Annotated in this window: 13 protein-coding genes; 7 read left to right on the forward strand and 6 right to left on the reverse strand. The window is 45.7% G+C overall.

Annotation, left to right across the window (positions count from 1 at the left end):
• Nucleotides 1-66: 66 nt before the first annotated feature.
• Nucleotides 67-960 carry a tRNA glutamyl-Q(34) synthetase GluQRS gene (gene gluQRS, locus ORJ00_RS16645; RefSeq protein WP_306140381.1) on the reverse strand — a complete coding sequence of 298 codons (894 nt, stop codon included), beginning with the start codon at nucleotides 958-960 and terminating at the stop codon, nucleotides 67-69.
• 1 nt (nucleotide 961) lies between these two features.
• Entirely contained in the window at nucleotides 962-1,411 is a 450-nt protein-coding gene (gene dksA / locus ORJ00_RS16650) for an RNA polymerase-binding protein DksA (protein WP_027670318.1), read from the reverse strand.
• 256 nt (nucleotides 1,412-1,667) lie between these two features.
• On the opposite strand from dksA, the gene pepB reads away from it, so the two are divergent.
• From pepB to ORJ00_RS16680, 6 genes are all read left to right on the forward strand, one after another.
• On the forward strand, nucleotides 1,668-2,960 hold the full coding sequence (gene pepB / locus ORJ00_RS16655; RefSeq protein ID WP_306140382.1) for an aminopeptidase PepB: 1,293 nt from the start codon (nucleotides 1,668-1,670) through the stop codon (nucleotides 2,958-2,960).
• A 106-nt stretch (nucleotides 2,961-3,066) separates the two neighbouring features.
• Nucleotides 3,067-5,511, forward strand: coding sequence for an ATP-dependent helicase HrpB (hrpB, locus tag ORJ00_RS16660; RefSeq protein ID WP_306140383.1), 2,445 nt, complete (start codon nucleotides 3,067-3,069; stop codon nucleotides 5,509-5,511).
• Nucleotides 5,508-7,787, forward strand: a complete 2,280-nt coding sequence (gene mrcB, locus ORJ00_RS16665; protein ID WP_306140384.1) for a penicillin-binding protein 1B — start codon at nucleotides 5,508-5,510, stop codon at nucleotides 7,785-7,787. Before hrpB ends, mrcB begins: the two co-directional genes overlap by 4 nt.
• Nucleotides 7,788-7,805: 18 nt before the next feature.
• Entirely contained in the window at nucleotides 7,806-9,962 is a 2,157-nt protein-coding gene (locus ORJ00_RS16670; RefSeq protein WP_084153478.1) for a winged helix-turn-helix domain-containing protein, read from the forward strand.
• 93 nt (nucleotides 9,963-10,055) lie between these two features.
• Complete coding sequence (locus tag ORJ00_RS16675; RefSeq protein WP_027670323.1) at nucleotides 10,056-10,280, forward strand: hypothetical protein; 225 nt, start codon at nucleotides 10,056-10,058, stop codon at nucleotides 10,278-10,280.
• Between the two features lie 86 nt (nucleotides 10,281-10,366).
• Nucleotides 10,367-12,454 (forward strand): winged helix-turn-helix domain-containing protein, encoded by a 2,088-nt coding sequence (locus tag ORJ00_RS16680; protein WP_306140385.1) that lies wholly within the window; start codon nucleotides 10,367-10,369, stop codon nucleotides 12,452-12,454.
• On the opposite strand, the gene hemL is transcribed toward ORJ00_RS16680, so the two are convergent.
• From hemL to ORJ00_RS16700, 4 genes are all read right to left on the reverse strand, one after another.
• Nucleotides 12,451-13,731: a glutamate-1-semialdehyde 2,1-aminomutase gene (gene hemL, locus ORJ00_RS16685; RefSeq protein ID WP_306140386.1), complete on the reverse strand. Its 1,281-nt coding sequence runs from the start codon at nucleotides 13,729-13,731 to the stop codon at nucleotides 12,451-12,453. The genes ORJ00_RS16680 and hemL overlap by 4 nt on opposite strands.
• A 47-nt stretch (nucleotides 13,732-13,778) precedes the next feature.
• Entirely contained in the window at nucleotides 13,779-14,792 is a 1,014-nt protein-coding gene (locus ORJ00_RS16690; RefSeq protein ID WP_306140387.1) for an aspartate carbamoyltransferase, read from the reverse strand.
• A 96-nt stretch (nucleotides 14,793-14,888) separates the two neighbouring features.
• Nucleotides 14,889-15,320, reverse strand: a complete 432-nt coding sequence (locus ORJ00_RS16695) for a CopD family protein (RefSeq protein ID WP_027670327.1) — start codon at nucleotides 15,318-15,320, stop codon at nucleotides 14,889-14,891.
• Nucleotides 15,317-17,023, reverse strand: coding sequence for a chloride channel protein (locus ORJ00_RS16700; protein ID WP_084153480.1), 1,707 nt, complete (start codon nucleotides 17,021-17,023; stop codon nucleotides 15,317-15,319). Before ORJ00_RS16700 ends, ORJ00_RS16695 begins: the two co-directional genes overlap by 4 nt.
• Nucleotides 17,024-17,188: 165 nt before the next feature.
• On the opposite strand from ORJ00_RS16700, the gene erpA reads away from it, so the two are divergent.
• On the forward strand, nucleotides 17,189-17,530 hold the full coding sequence (erpA, locus tag ORJ00_RS16705; protein WP_027670329.1) for an iron-sulfur cluster insertion protein ErpA: 342 nt from the start codon (nucleotides 17,189-17,191) through the stop codon (nucleotides 17,528-17,530).
• Nucleotides 17,531-17,544 lie beyond the last annotated feature (14 nt).

Below are 17,544 nucleotides of genomic sequence, written 5' to 3' on the forward strand. Positions count from 1 at the left end.
TGCACGTTAAAAAAAACGGCTAATAATACCGCAGCTACGCAAAAAAAAGAACGAAACAGGCGCTGCTTAACGATATTCTGTGGTGTTTATTTCCATTTTTGCCGGTACCTTGGCCAATTGCCAGTTATTACACGCCCAGTTCAACTGCTCAGCCACTGGTGCTTGCTGCAATTCCCGGGGCGGTAAATGACCAAGAAAATCAAGTACTGCAGTTAAAACCTGAGGTTGTGACCATTGGCTTACTGCCGGGGCATGATTTTGTTTGCTAAGTTTAAGTCCTGGTTGCATTACCGCTAACGGCAGGTGACCGTAGCGTGGTGCTTTCGCGCCAAGCAATTGGCAGAGGGCTTGTTGGCGTGGTGTCATTTGTAATAAATCTGCACCGCGAATAACTTCGGTAATGCCTTGATCAATATCATCAATAACAACCACAAGTTGATAAGCAAACAGGCCATCACGGCGTTTAACGATGTAATCTTCTGCCGCCAGTTCTGCCGGGATTTGTTGCTGGCCAAATAACAAATCAGCATAACAACTTGGTACATTGCTACTACGTAAGCGCCAGGCAAGTGGCTCGTGACATAAGTTTAGTGCAGCACAATGGTTAGTATAAAAGCCACCCATGGCACTAATGTGTTTGCGGGTACATTGACAACCATATAGCAATTGCTGTTGTTGTAGTTGGGCAAAAACATGCTGATAACGGTCTAACCGCTGGCTTTGATAAAGTACAACGCCATCCCAGTGCAAACCATATTGTTCTAAGGTACGCAGGATATCGCTGTCCATACCTGACACCATGCGAGGAGTGTCAATGTCTTCCATCCGCACTAGCCATTGCCCAAACTGACTTTTTGCTTGCAGATAGCTACCAACAGCAGCAATTAGAGAACCAAAATGAAGCGGGCCGGAAGGCGATGGCGCAAACCGGCCTATATAAGCAGAGGAAGCAATGGGCATCTTAGCCGCCCATTTGCTTTTCCTTGATTTCTGCTAAGGTTTTGCAATCGATACACATATCAGCCGTAGGACGGGCTTCTAAGCGACGTATACCAATTTCAATACCGCAGGTATCACAAAAACCAAAGTCTTCATCTTCAATTTTTTGCAGGGTTTTCTCAATTTTTTTCAGTAGCTTACGTTCACGGTCACGTGCTCTAAGCTCTAAACTAAACTCTTCTTCCTGCGCAGCACGGTCCACAGGGTCCGGAAAGTTTGCTGCTTCGTCGGCCATATGATTCTTAGTACGGTCAACTTCTTCGCGCAACTGCTGACGCCAGGCGTCAAGTATGCGACGGAAATGTTCCAGTTGCTTCGGGTTCATATACTCTTCCCCGACAGCTTCCTGATATGGCGCTACGCCTGCAAGAGCTAGTAAGCCCAGCGTTTTGGTAGTATTGCCCTCTGGCATGATCATCTCCTGTATAATGCCAAGCAAAAAATATGGCGGCTATAGATAGCAGAATATTGCTAGCATCGCAATCAGATTTAAAAGACGCGGAAGTATACAGACTGCCAGCATGGCCGTCATCTTTTTTCAGCGGTTATCCATTCGAAGGGGATTTTGCCCATTGTAACAGCCGAATAGCGTCGTGGTGTTTTGCGGTTAGAGCCTTGTGATACACTCTGACAAATAACTAAGATGCGTTACGCGTAAAGGGGGACAAATGACTGACGTAGTGCAAATTACGCTGCAACAACATTCTGCGGACACTAAATGGGGCAAGGCATTATTTTCGCCAATAGCAGATGGATTTCAGCTGCATTTTAATATCCATGACGCCACGCGCAGTGTGCAAAAAGCGGCACGTAGTTTAGAGAGTCTTGGCTTGCTGCAGGTGCAGCTTGCTGGTGACGGTTGGACAATAGCATTGCAGTGGGCGTTTTATCAGGGGTTTTGCACGGCGAAAAAACACAATGGTGTTCTGTTTTGTGGTGACACTGACACTCAGCGGCAGTTGCAACACATGATGCAATGTTTTAGTTGGGCAAAGCAGCTAACGAACCAGACCCCAGACGAGTTGTATCCAGAGCAGCTGGCAATATTAGCGGCGCGTTTTATTGAGCAAGTGGCTGCCAAAGGCACAGTGCAAAGCCAGATTTTATTGGATGAGCAGTTACTTGCCGCTGGCTGGCATGGTTTACATGCGGTTGGACGCGGCAGCGCACGCAAACCTGCAATGCTAATTTTGGATTACAACCCAACGGCAAACGCTGATACGCCTGTAAGTGCGGCGTTGGTAGGTAAAGGTATAACCTTTGATAGTGGCGGTTACTCTATCAAAGCGACCGAAAGCATGCTCACAATGAAATGCGATATGGGTGGAGCTGCAACGGTGACGGCTGCTTTGGCATTAGCCATTTTGCAAGGCCTTAATAAACGGGTTCAATTAATATTATGCTGTGCGGAAAATCTCATTAGCAGCACAGCGTACAAGCTTGGCGATATCATCACCTATAAAAACGGCACTACGGTTGAAGTTGTTAATACAGATGCAGAAGGGCGTTTGGTATTGGCCGATGGCCTGATGTGTGCAGCAGAAAGTGGCGCAAACCTTATCATCGATGCTGCAACCTTAACAGGAGCGGCAGTTACTGCAGTTGGCGCTGAGTTTAATGCCTTGTTTGCTCTGGATAAACAATTAGCGCTAAAAGCCTTAGCGTATGCCGAGCAATCTGACGAACCTACCTGGCAGCTGCCTCTAGAGCATTGGCATAAGCAACAATGCCCTTCGGCCTATGCCGATACGGCCAATAGTCGACCCGTAAAAGGTGGCGGCGCAGGTGGCGCAAGTAATGCTGCAGGTTTTCTCAGTCGCTTTGTGCCGCATGACGGGAAGGGCTGGTTGCACTTTGATTTAGCTGCCGCATTTAATAATAGTAATAATGGTTATTGGGCGGCAGGCGCCACAGGCCAAGGCATAAGAACAATAAGCACAACACTATTGGCGGAAGTGTAATATCACCTCCCTTTTAGCTTAGCAAGCTTGGTTGAGCATACTGAGTTGAGCATACTTAGTTGCTCAGAATAGACGCGCTAATTTTAGTATTGAGTCGGAGTAAATAGTGCTGCCTGTTGCTGATATTTTACCGCAACTGCTGTTATTGCTGCAGCAACACAATAAGGTGCTTTTGTCAGCCCCTCCGGGGGCTGGCAAGTCTACCTATCTGCCATTATACCTGCTTCAACATCAACAGTTTGCTGGTAAAACGATACTGATGTTGGAGCCTCGTCGTTTAGCGGCAAAAAATATCGCTGCCTATATTGCATCGCAACTTGGTGAAGCCGTTGGTAATGCGGTGGGATATCAAATTCGGCAAGAAAAAAAATGCTGTAGCAGTACGCGGCTGTTAGTCGTTACTGAAGGCGTACTTACCCGCAAACTGCAACAAGACCCTGAACTGGCCGATGTCGATCTGGTGCTGTTTGATGAGTTTCATGAGCGGTCAGTGCATGCTGATTTAGCCTTAGCGTTGTGCTTGGAAGTACAGCAGCTTAGGCCACAACTGCAGTTGCTTATTATGTCTGCTACGCTGGATACGGCAAATTTAGCCGAGCTTTTACAGGCGCCGGTTTTGCAAAGTGAAGGCCGAAGCTACCCGGTAAGTGTCGATTATGTGCTACCTGACAATCAGCCGTTAGCCCAACAAATTTGCCGTATTGTGCAGCAGGCATTAGTAAAGCACACCGGAAATATTCTGGTGTTTTTACCAGGGCAAAGCGAAATAAATCAATGCGCACAACGTCTTGAACAACAAGGGTTGCCAGAAAATACACAGCTTCACCGTTTGCTGGGTAGTTTGACCTTGGTACAGCAACAAGCGGCTATTGCTGCCCCGCCAAGTGGTAAGCGCAAAGTGGTATTGTCGACAAACCTGGCTGAAACCAGTCTAACTATTGATGGCATTACCGTGGTGATTGATAGCGGTGTCTGTCGTCAAAGCCAATTTAATCCGCGTCAGGGGCTTAGTGTGTTGGACACTGTGGCTATTAGTCAGGCTGCCGCTGTGCAAAGAGCAGGCCGGGCAGGCCGGTTGTCAGAGGGGCACTGCTACAGATTAGATACGGCGGAAAAATGGCAACGTCGCGTCCGGTTTGAATCCGCAGAAATTGAGCGCAGTGACTTAACCGCGTTGCGTTTAGATGTGGCAGCCTGGGGCTGTCAGATCAATGATTTACTCTGGATAACGCTACCGCCACAAGCTCATATAAAAGTAGCGGAAGGCTTGTTACAGCAGCTGGGCTTTATCGATGACAGAGGTATTATTACCCCAGAAGGGCGGCGAGCGCATAAATTAGGTACTGAACCCAGGCTAGCTGCTATGCTATTGCATGCGAATGTACTGGAGCAGCAAGGTAACCTGGGGGCAAAAGCGCTAGCCTGTGTATTGGCAGCCTTGTTGGAAGATAGCCGGGTGCTGCAAGATGATATCTATAGTTTGCTGGGGCGAGTCAAACAAGCCTTGCCGCAACAATGGCAGCAAGCGCAGAGTTTTGCTCGCCTAATAGGTTGTCAGTTACATTCAACAATGCCGATAGAATTGGCACCTTTGCTGTTGCTACGTGCCTATCCAGATAGGCTGGCCAAGCGCCGTGGCCAGGGGTACCAGCTATCAAATGGTATTGGCGCTGTGTTACAAGACAATCATAGCTTAACGGGGCAACCGTGGCTTGTGGCATTACATGTGCAACAATTTGGTCGGGAAAACCGCATTTACCATGGGGTAAGTATTACCCCAGAGGCAATATTGGCTGACTGGCACGGTCAATTGCAGTGGGAAACGCATACATTTTGGGATGAAAAAGCCGGCAGCTTTTTTACCGAACAGCAGCTTAATTTTGGTCAGTGTTTACTCAGCGCTAAACCCGCAGCATTACAGTTAACAGCAGAACAAAAGCAGCATGCCTGGCAGGAATATGTCCTTGCCAAAGGTATTGCTTGTTTGTCATGGAACGGAACATCGCTGCAACTGAAAGCACGTGTTAGGTTACTGCAGCAGATGCAGCCAGATGCGGGCTGGCCTGATTTTTCAGATACTGCCTTGCTGGATGAACTGCCTAATTGGCTAGGCCCTTATCTGACAACAATCAGTAAAAGTGCAGCGTTGGAACAATTGCCATTGTATGACGCCTTGTTACAGCGTTTAACCTATCCGCAGCAGCAACAATTAAGCCAATTGTTGCCAACGCAATGGCAGGCACCAACGGGCTCTAACGTGAGTATTAATTATCTGGCCGAGGGCGGACCACGACTTTCAGTGCGGGTTCAGGAGATGTATGGCCAGATGCAATCGCCAACCGTGTTGCAAGGTGCAGTTAATATTACAGTGGAGTTATTATCACCGTCACGACAGCCGCTGCAGGTTACGCAAAATTTAGCCAGTTTCTGGCAAAATGCGTGGCAGGAAGTGAGAAAAGAGATGCGAGGGCGCTATCCAAAACATTTTTGGCCGGAAGATCCAGCACAGGCAATGCCAACAACAAAAACTAAAAAAGCGATGCTTCGATGAGTAAAGTTAATGTAAGCCGCAAACCAAAATCGGCCAACAAATCAGCGATAAAACCCTCAGCCTTGAGGAGCGGGTTAAAACGTACTGCCATAGCACTATTAAAGCTTATGTTGGTGTTGCTACTGGTACTGTTGTTTTATCTGGTGTACCTCGATAGTAAAATAAGCAAAAAGTTTAGTGGTCAAAAATGGCAAGTGCCGGCGCAAATTTATGCCCAAAGTACAGAGCTGTTACCTGGTAAACTAATGACACAAGAACAGCTTACTGCTCAACTAGACAACTTAAAATATCAGCGCAATTCCAGCTTAACCGCTCCCGGGCAATATAGTGTTTCTCGCAATCATGTCACGGTGTATCGCCGGGCATTTACTTACGTCGACGGCTATGAAGCTGAGCAGCTATTTAGTGTTGAATTTAACCGCAGTGGCATCAATCGTATTACGCAACGCCAACAACAAGACCCTTTAAATTTTGCCAGGCTTGAACCGGAACTCATTGACCATTTAGTGGCTGCGCAGCAAGAAGACCGGGAGCTAGTGCGATTAGAGCAGGTGCCTGAACGCTTTAAAGATACCTTATTGTTGGTAGAAGACCGCGACTTTTATCATCACCATGGTGTTTCACCACTGTCGGTTATGCGGGCATTGTGGGTAAACGCGGTAGCTGGACGCACGGTTCAGGGCGGTTCTACGTTGACTCAGCAGCTAGCGAAAAATATGTATTTGAGCAGTGACCGCACACTATGGCGCAAAGCGAATGAGGCGCTGATTGCTATTGTATTGGATTATCGCTTTAACAAAGATCAAATCCTTGAAGCTTACTTAAATGAAGTATTTGTTGGACAAAACTACGCAAATGCGGTGCACGGAGTTGGCTTAGGCAGCCGGTTCTATTTTGGCAAACCACTTGGTGAACTTCAGCCGGCACAATATGCATTGCTCATCGGGTTGTTGAAGGGGCCTTCCTATTTTGATCCGCGCCGATACCCCGAGCGAGCCCAGCAGCGGCGTGATCTCATACTGCGTTTAATGTTTGAACAACACTTGTTAGACCGGACAGAGTATGAGCATGCCGTGCAGCAAGCTGTCGTGGTGATCCCTCGAAATCAGTATCTTAATACCGGTTTTGCGGCATATTTAGATGCCGTGAAAAAAGAGCTGCGCCAACTTAGTATTAATGCGGTAGATAAAGATCAGGGTATTAAAGTATTCACCTACCTTGATACTCAAGCTCAATTTTCGGCGGAGCGAGCCACAAAGACGCAACTGGCTGAGCTGCCATCAGAGCTACAAGCTGCTGTTGTGGTTGCGAATTATCAATACGCTAAGATCATTGCTATGGTTGGCAGTAAAGATGCCGTGCAAGGTGGTTTTAACCGGGCTATTGATGCTAAAAGGCAAATTGGCAGTATCATTAAACCGGTGATTTATCTTGAGGCGTTGGCGCAGCGTGGCCGATACTCTTTGGCGTCGATATTACAAGACGAGCCGATACGACTGCGCAGTAATGACCAGGACTGGCAGCCACAGAACTTTGATAAACAGTACCGTGGGCCGGTCATGTTAGTCGATGCGCTGGCGAACTCATTAAATGTACCAACGGTAAGGCTTGGCTTGCAATTGGGCTTGCCTGCACTTAGTGATGGTTTACGCAAACTGGGCTTAAGACGCAAGGTAAAGCTACATCCTGCTGCCCTGCTCGGAGCTATAGAGCTTAGCCCGCTTGAAGTTACCCAGTTATACCAGACGATAGCCAATAATGGTTTGCATCAGCAGCTAACGACATTACAGGCGGTGACAGACAGTAATGGACATCCATTATATGTCCGTGAACATCCACTTACGCGCCGATATGAACAACAAGAAGTGTATCTATTGCAATATGCACTAATGCAAGCCGCCAGCAGAGGTACAGCGAAATCGCTAAAAGCGGCGTTTCCAAGCACCGTCTTTGCGGGTAAAACTGGTACTTCAAGTGATTATCGGGACAGTTGGTTCGCGGGGTTCGATCAAGATACCTTAACAACAGTGTGGTTAGGGCGTGATGATAACAATGCGATTGCCTTAACCGGGTCGACTGGCGCGTTAAATGTGTTTAAACACTATTATCGCCTGCATGGCGCCAATTCATTGGTACGAGTGATGCCTGAACAGGTATCTTTACAGTCTTTTTCAATTAAAACGGGGTACTTACAGGGGCAAAATTGTTTTAACATATTGTTATTACCTGCGATTTCAGTTGAAATGCCTGCTATGACTGAATGTTTAGAAGAATAGCTGCACTTGAATGAGATTATGGCGATGAAACCTGATAACCCATTACAAGTAGGGCAATGGCAATATCTACCCGAGCAAGACAAACTGGTTCAGTTTGATGCGAACGGCAAAATTGCTGTTACCGCTGATTTGGATAATTTGTCACAAAAGGTAGCGAATTATTTTATCGCTAACGCGGGACGTTTAATTACCAAAGATGAGCTACTTGCTGATGTTTGGGGGATTCGTGATGTATCAGATGGCAGAGTTACACGGGTTATCCGTGTACTTCGCGTAGCGTTAGGGGACGATACCCGAGAACCGCGTTACATCGAAACCATTCCAAAGAGAGGCTATCGCTTTATTGCGCCGGTATCAGCGGTTGTAGTCCAAGAAATTCCTCCGGAAGAAACCGATACCGATAGCGATCAGCCGCAGCAAAACGTACCTAGTTCTACTTCAAAACGGCTACTATGGCTTGCTATGGCATTCCTCGTAACTTTGGCGGGTGTAAGTTGGTTGTTCTGGCCAGATACCATGCCAGACTCAGCCGAACAGGCAATACCATTGCTGCGCTACACACCTATAACCTCTTTAGATGGGCTTGAGTTTTATCATAACGTGTCCGAAGACGAGCGCTATTTAGTTTATAGTTATGCCAGTCCAGAAAATGAAAATGTTACGGTGTTAATGCTGGAAGATTTACAAGAACACCGGCGAATACAAATTACAGAAGACTCTTACAGTAGTTTTGGTGCAGCTTTTAGTCCAGATGGAAAGCAGATTGCTTACCATAGAGGTTACCCGGATGGCCGTTGTAGTATCCGAATAGTTAACTATAACCAAGCTTCTTTAGAAATTATCAGTGATACAGAACTATCTACTTGTGGTGAAAACTCATTATCCTCCCGACTAACTTGGTCTCCGGATGCAAAGTATGTAATTTACCCTTCAATGAGTGACAACAGACAAATGGCTTTAATGATGAAGCCTGTACTTGGCGGAGAGGCAGAGCAATTAACAAAACCACCACCAAGTAGCTTCGGTGATTATGCTGCAAGATTTTCATTTAAGGGTGACAAACTGGCTTTCCTCAGGGGCTCTGGCAGCTCGGCTCAACTATGGTTACTTAACCTAGTAAACAGGGAAATAAAGCTTTTAGTCGACGTTAGTGGCACTATGCCAGGCAATGTTGGCTGGTCTAGTGATGATGAAAATATTATTTACTCTTCCACGTTGACAGCTTTAAGTAGCTTTAACCTTAATACTGGGACGTCATCTATTGTCGCATACATGGATAATAGTACCCGGGAAGTTCAGACGTTAAAAAACGGAAAGCTTTATGCAACCGTGGGGGATTACTCTCATATCAACATCAAAGAAGTTGCGAATGATCTTTCAGAGAAATCATCTCTAAATAAGGTGGTGTTTAGTTCTAATAGAAATGAAAGCCATGCAGAAGCGCACCCTACAAGAGATGATCAGGTAGCCGTCGTTTCAAGGCGGTCAGGGTTACCACAAGTCTGGCTATTTGATTCAAATGGTGATCAACGACAACTTACCTTCTTTGAGAAAAACGAAAGAATTCGAAGTTTAGTATACTCTCCAGATGGCAATAGTTTAATTGCTCAACTAGATAATGACATCTGGTTGTTGTCAGAAACTGGAGCGTTATCTAAATTGCCACTCGAGAATAATGTCATAACCTCTTTGCCCTCTTGGGGCAGCTCAGGTGAATATATCTATTATGCCGAGTCAATAAATGGTCGATGGCAAATTGCTCGCTATGATATTTTAGAGCAGAGAATTGATGACAAGCCTTTTATACTTGATGCAGAGCTTTATTTGGAAAGTTATGACGGAAAATACAGTTTTTGGCGTGATGCTATCAATAAGAAATTTTATCTCAAACATTTAGACAGCGGTATTGTTGAGGAAACGCCTATTACTTTGCCGGAAAATCAGCTCTGGTATAAATTCCAGCAGAGAACTGAAGGAATTTATTTCGTAAAGTTAATAGAAGATATCTATTTTAAGCTGCAATACTATGACTTTGAAACCAGAGAGATTCTGGATGTGCTAGGTGAAACAACACTTTATCACCCACGTTTTAGTGTTTCTGCTGACGGTAAGCGGATTTATATATTGGAGTCTATGCGAGGAGACCTTGATATAGCTAGACTACAGTTACCATAGGTTTTTTATTAGAATTTTATACTTTTTTCATTAAGCATCGTGGTGAGATGTTGTCTAACGTTTGATTAGGCCAACAATCAAAGGATGCTCTATATGAAAATTAAATTTTTAATAGCAACAATTTCTGCCATCGCTTGCATGACTTTACTAACGTCGAATAATAGTAGTCAGGTTAATATCAATGATTCAGTTGATGAGTCTTTAATTGCTTGTATGTGGCATCCTTATTGTGGTGAACCAGATATCTACAGTCCTGTAGCACAGCCAGAAGACAAGAAAACAGACACCAAAGATACTAAAGACATCAAACTTGCCTGATACATTGTCTTACAATTAGAAACGCTAAACATTTCTTATGCTTAAGGTATAATCCGCCCTAACATTTACATGTTGGGCGGACCTTAATGTCAAATTTGGACCCACTGGTACAGATTGGCGACTGGTATTATCAGGTCGTTTATGGTGAGTTGTGGCCCATTACAATTGCTAAACCAGAGTCGCCACTGCGACTTGAGCCTCGTTTGCATAGCCTGCTAAATTTCTTTTTACGTCATCCCAATACGTTACTGGCCAAAGACACGCTAATTGATAAAGTATGGCCTACTGAAGAAGGCACCGACGCTGCTGTAATGCGTGCAGTAGGTGCGCTACGCAAAGTACTCGGTGATGATGTTCGTTCCCCAATCTATATTGCAACCGTGTCTAAGAAAGGCTATTGCTGGCTTGCAGAAATTAAACCGGTTGAACAGCTAGCGCCTTGCTTAGAGGCAGATGATACTGCCAGTGTCTCAACGACCAGTTCCCCGGTATTGTTGGGCGATAAAAAATTGGCATGGTCATGGCGAGCTATCAATCTTACAGCCGGTGCTGTTTTGCTATGCTGTGCCAGTTTGGCCTATGTGTTAGCAAAATATACTGCAGAGCCGCTGGTGCGGTTACCGGATATTATTACGCCTATAAGCGCCCTTAGTGGCGAGGAATACTGGCCTTTAGTCAATAGCTCAGCTAGCCATGTAGTCTATCAGTATAAAGGCCCACAGCAGCCGTGGTTGAATTGGAGCATACAGTCACTGGCAGATTTAAAAGTTGAGCATCTGCCACAGCAATACCTTGCCTTGTCGCAACCTGTTTGGTTTGATGAACAGGAATTGCTCTTCAGAGCACGCAGTCAATCAGATTCTTGTGCATTTTATCGCCAGCAATTATTGCCAACTGCAGGGCCTGCGCAGCTATTGCAACAATGGCCATGCTATCAAGTGCTAACACAAGCTCTGGTGCGTTGGCACGAGCAGTGGCTATGGGCAGACATTGAACCTGAAACAGCAGATATCTTGTTATTCGCTTCACCGTTGCAAGCGACTGCAAAACAAGTAAACCGTATCAGCCATAATTGGCGACAGTTAAATGGTTTGTTGTTATCTGATAATACCTTGTATTTATTGGTGCAGTTGGGTGGTAACAGCAGTGCCGTGTATCGTTTATCGCTGCCCGATGGCCAGCCTGAACGTATAATTTCTTTTCCCTATTTGGTTAAGGAATTTTCTTGGTGGAGCAAAGATCAGTTGTTGCTGTCGGCTGTGGGTTCAGAGCTGGAAATACTTGATCTTAACAGTATGGCAATGCAACGTTTAGGTCCGCTAACGGTTAGTTTGGCTCAAGCAAGCAGGGCACCTGGCAAGGTGCTGGCAACACAATATCTGGATTACACCACAGATATTTATCATTTTGCTGCTGAGGAACAACAGCAACAAGTCTCTTTGCACCTTACTCCCTGGCATGTGAGCAATCGAAGTGAACGTTTGTTAGCCGTTTCGGAATACGGCACTGCTTTTGTTTCTGATCGAACCGGCCATGCTCAGGTTTGGTTAGCACAGGGCAAAAATAGCACACAATTAACCTGGTTAACCGAGCAACAGCAAGTGCAGCAACTGCTTTGGCATAAGGGGGAGCTGCTATTGGTGATCAACAACCAGTTGTTTCAATTAAACCTGCAAAGTAGTGAGTTAACGCTGTATCCGGGAGATATTAGCAGCCAGGGGCGTTTTAGTAGTTGTGACAACCGCTTGTACTGGACTGCACTGACAAACGCGGGTTGGCAGTTGTTTACTGAAACGGATAAGGGACATCATTTAGTACAACAAGATGTTGTAGATGTGCGCTGTGCACCTGGCACAGGGGTCGTTATTCAGCTTCCCGGGCAAAATCAGTTAGCGCTGTTACAAGAAGATCGCCGCGTAGATTTGCCTGTTGAGCTTAATTGGCGCCAGCTGTCACCTGAGCAATGGTTTGTAGATACATCGGGTATCTATTGGCTTGAACCAAACCGTGCGGGCTTGGGGGCATACCTTTGGAATAAGCAGGAAGTTAATGTCAGCCCTTGGTTAAGCCAACAATGGCCTGAGGCTATTTATAGTAACGGACGTGGAATTGGCTATGTCGTACAGTCTAGACCATACGACACAGATATTGTTTGGTTACAAAACCGCCGTTAAAGTTGTTTAAAAGCCAAATCTGCTGCAGCAATAGTGGCTGACAGATCGTCATCTGAATGGGCCAAAGACAAGAAACCGGCTTCATATGCAGACGGGGCCAGGTAAATACCTTGTTGCAGCATTAAATGGAAAAAGCGCTTAAATGCATCAATGTTACACTCTGTGGCTTGCTTGAAATTGGTAACAGAGGTTTCTGCGCTAAAAAACAGTCCAAACATCCCACCGACCTGATTCGTGGTCATAGGAACGCCATTTCGAGCTGCAGCGGCAGAAATACCGTTAATCAGTTGGGTAGTTTTAGCCGTGAGCGCATCATAAACTCCAGGTTTACTGATTTCAGTTAACGCAGCCAGGCCAGCAGCCATGGCAATAGGATTGCCCGAGAGTGTACCTGCCTGATATACCGGACCAAGCGGGGCAATATGCTGCATTATATCTCGTCTGCCGCCAAAGGCGCCAACAGGCATACCGCCACCGATAATTTTACCCAGTGTCGTTAAGTCAGGTTTTACGTTATACACCGCCTGTGCACCACCCAGCGCTACACGAAAACCTGTCATTACTTCATCAAATATTAAGACCGCACCGTACTGATCGCATAACTGGCGTAAACCTTTTAAAAAGCCAGGCGCGGGAGGAATACAATTCATATTTCCGGCGACAGGTTCAACGATAATACATGCAATATCGTTACCCTGCTCAGCAAACAATTGTGCTAACTGCGGTAGGTTGTTAAATTCACTTGTTAAAGTGTACTTAGCAAAATCTGCCGGTACGCCAGGAGAATTAGGCACACCCAGTGTTAAGGCGCCGGAACCGGCTTTAACCAATAATGAATCGGCGTGACCGTGATAACAGCCTTCGAATTTTACAATGGTGTTGCGCCCGGTATAGCCGCGAGCTAAACGTATTGCACTCATGGTAGCTTCCGTACCGGAGCTTACCATGCGTACCATTTCCATACTGGGCACCAAGGTGCTGACTAGCTCCGCCATAGTGACTTCCGCCGGGCAGGGAGCGCCGAAACTTAACCCTTTGGCCGCGGCATCTATTACGGCCTGTCGAATTGCGGGATGGTTGTGGCCTAGTAACATGGGGCCCCATGAGCCGATATAGTCTATATAACGTTTACCATCAACATCATATAAATATGCACCATCGGCACGGTCAATAAATATTGGTGTGCCACCTACGCTTTTAAAGGCACGAACTGGCGAGTTTACGCCGCCGGGAATAGTATGCTGTGCACGTTGAAATAATTCTGCAGATAAAGACATAAAACAGGTTCCAGTAGTTAAGATAAATAAGGACAGGTATAGCGAGGCTAACCGCTGTGCTTATTGCTGTACCATGGTACAGCGCATTCATATTTGGTAAGAAGGTGTTCAACACCCAGCGTCAGAGCGAACAGTGCCATACGCACCAGAATGCCGTTGTCGGCTTGGCGGAAAATAGCTAAATTGGGGTTCAGGTTTAAATCGTTGTCCAGCTCGTTAGCTTCCATACGGGAGTCGCGCGGTAACGGATGCATTATCACAGTATTAGACTTGCAGTAGCGGGTATAAATTTCTTGATTTAAGCGAAATTTGCCGCGATATAAATTAGCTTCTTCTTTCGATGGGAAGCGCTCTTCCTGAATGCGTGTTTGGTACACAATATCTGCATTGAGATTACCTTCCAACGCATCAGTAACGGTTACCTGGTGCCCAGCACTTTGTATGGCATCAACAATGTCTGAAGGCATTGCAAGCTCTTGTGGCGATATCAGCGTAAAGCGTAAATTTTTGTATAATTTTAAAAGCTTAGACAGCGAATGTACGGTTCGGCCAAATTTTAAATCACCGACCATGGCGATGTGCATGCCATCAATAGTTTGGCCGCTAGATACCAGTTCGCGTTCAATCGTGAACAGATCCAACAGTGCTTGTGTTGGATGCTCATTGGCGCCGTCGCCACCATTGAGTACGGGTACTCTGCTGCCTAAGGCGAATTCTGCGACAGAGCCTGCTTGTGGATGACGCATGGCAATTACATCGCTGTAACTACTAATCACTCGTGCGGTGTCAAATAACGATTCACCCTTTGATAAAGCAGACGACTCCATGCCGGTAGTTTCACGGACTTCACCACCCAATAGGTTAAAGGCACAGCCAAAACTAACCCGAGTGCGCGTACTGGGTTCAAAAAACAGATTACCTAAAATGGCGCCTTCAAGCACTTTAGTGCGTTTTTGCCGGCTGGCATAAGGCTGCATTTGATGCGCAATATTAAAAACATGTTGAATGGTGTCGCGATCAAACTGGCTTACTGAGAGGATGTGTTCGCCTTTAAAGCTCATAGTCAGTGCTCTTTTCGCTGAGAATTAACGGAGGCCGGAACCGGCATTGGACCGCGTCATTATACGCGAAAAATTCAACCAAAAGCGAATATCCGCCTACATTGGCTTTAAATAAGCTAACAGGATAATCGCTAATAATATAAGCACAGGAACCTCATTAAAAATGCGGTAAAATTTTGCACTGCGCGTGTTGCGATTATGTTTGAAGTCTGCCAGAAGTTTAAAACAATAAATGTGGTAGCCATAAAGCAGAGTGACCAGTGCTAACTTGTAATGTAGCCAGTGACTTACTTTAAACCACGCTGCACCATAGCTGTAAATAAGCAGTAAGCCAAACACTAATGTTAACAATGCGAATGGCGTAACAAAATACAATAAACGCCGCGCCATAATTTTAAATTCGGCATCACAGTCAGGGCTTTGGGTTGCAGCGTGATACACGAAAATTCGGGGCAGATAGAAAATGCCAGCAAACCACGCTACCATAAAAAAAACATGCAGTGCTTTGAACACTAAAATAGTTGTCATAATAAATTGTTCTGTTTAACCAACAAACTACGCACCTGATCCCAACGAATAATGCCAATTACTTGCTGGGGTTGCTCTTCACGATAAATATACACAGCACCTTCACGCCGGTCTTCTAAAATAGCAAACACTTCTGCCATTGTAGCCTGATGGTTTAAGCCATGCAGCGGTATGTACTGTATTGCACTTGCACCTGTCATTGACAGGTGCACGTCGTAACTGGCAAGAAAATATTCAGTCTCGCTGTCCTGATGTCGCTGTACCAGTAATTGTTGCGGTGGCTCCAGTTTGTCCAGCGCATGCTGTACTTGCTGATCATCAGGGTTGTCGAGAACTTGATACTGATTATCCAACAATGCTAGTACGCCAACCTTTTGTAATACGTCATCTGCCGGTGAGAGTTTGTAAGGCATTTGCAGAAAATCCAGCTGTAACAAGAAAATAGATTTGTTATTAAAAAACTGCACGCCGGTAATATAAGCGGTAGTAATGACTAACATCGCTGGGATAATGATCCCCGGACTGTGCGCCAGCTCCATCACAGCAACCAGCGCCGCCAGAGGGGCATGCATTGTCGCCGCCATTAACCCTGCCATACCAAGCACGGCATAAGTTCCAGCGATACTATTGTCTCCAATAACGGCAGAGGGAATGATAGCCAGCAGTGTTCCTAATACAATGCCAATGCCAAAAATAGGGCCTATAACCCCTCCGGGCACGCCAAGGCCCAAGGCAAAAAGGGTGAGTAACATTTTACCAATAAAGATGGTGAGCAATAAAGTCACATCATTAGGTGCATTAACCGCGTAAAAAATAGCCCCTGTTTCAGCCCCCATGGCATGCGGAATTAAATATCCTATGGCAGCCGTTAGCGCGCCGGCCAATGCCAAACGTAATATCAATGGCCACTTTTTAAATAACTTAATTAACCGCATCATATTTTTGTTAAATACAAAAGCGATGGCTCCAAACACAATGCCGCAAAGCACCAGATAAGGCAGATGCCAACCACTGATTGCAACAATATTAAGCAGCGCCAGTTCATTACCACTACCAAACACACTTTGTGTCACCAAGGCGCCGACTACAGATGACAGCATAATAGGAATAAATACATGTACCCGATATTCCCGTAGTACCACTTCCATGACAAATATAACGGCTGCGAGAGGTGTGTTAAACGAGGCTGAAATACCAGCGGCAATACCGCATCCAGCTAAAATTCGTATACTGTTGTAAGGGAGTTTTAGGTATTTGCCCAAGGTACTTGCACTGTATGCTCCCAAGTGAACTGATGGGCCCTCACGGCCAACAGAAAAACCACTGGCAAGCGCTAGTATCCCGCCAAAAAATTGATTCAGGGTATTGCGGGTAGGCATCATGCCGTATTTTAACTTGATACGGTGGATAACAAATGGAATGCCCAGACGGTAATGCTTATAACCTGTTATCCCAGCTATTGCGCCGATTAACACTGCTCCTGCGAGAGGCAGTATCCAGCGAATATCCGCAGAGACGGTGGAAAAGTCGTCACTGCGGGCTAAGAAAAAACTCTGTATGCCGATTATAGCTAACCGGAACAGGATGATTAAAATAGCTGCAGCCAGGCCACCTAGCATACCCAAGATGGACAACTGTAGTGATGTTTGTGGTAGTGCCAAACGACGTTGTAAGGCCGGAAGCCAGATTTGCCAGCGCTGCATATGTCAAAACACCCGTATTAGATAACAAAGAGTTTAACATAAGCTGCTGACTAATCAGCTTAATTGTAACGATTTATACTGATTAACCGACAACTGTGGCTAATACTTGAATAAATTAGTCAGGTATTAGATAATTTACCTCCTAGCGAAACCTGTGGAGTTGTTATGTCTGAACCAGCTGTACCAATTGAGTTTACCGATGCTGCGGCGCGTAAAGTCGCGCTATTGGTAAGTGAAGAGGAAAATCCAGAGTTGAAGCTCCGGGTTTATATTACGGGCGGCGGTTGTTCGGGTTTTCAGTACGGTTTTACCTTCGATGAAAAAGTGAATGATGGTGATTTCGTCGTTGAGAAACAGGGCGTGTCTATGGTGGTGGACCCCATGAGTTTGCAATATCTGATGGGGGGAGTTGTTGACTATACTGATGGTTTACAAGGTAGTCGTTTTATAGTTCAGAATCCCAATGCAACAACTACTTGTGGTTGTGGTTCATCATTTTCAGTTTAATGGCACGAATAATA

The sequence above is a fragment of the Rheinheimera baltica genome (assembly GCF_030731985.1).
Taxonomy (GTDB): Bacteria; Pseudomonadota; Gammaproteobacteria; order Enterobacterales; family Alteromonadaceae; genus Alishewanella; species Alishewanella baltica.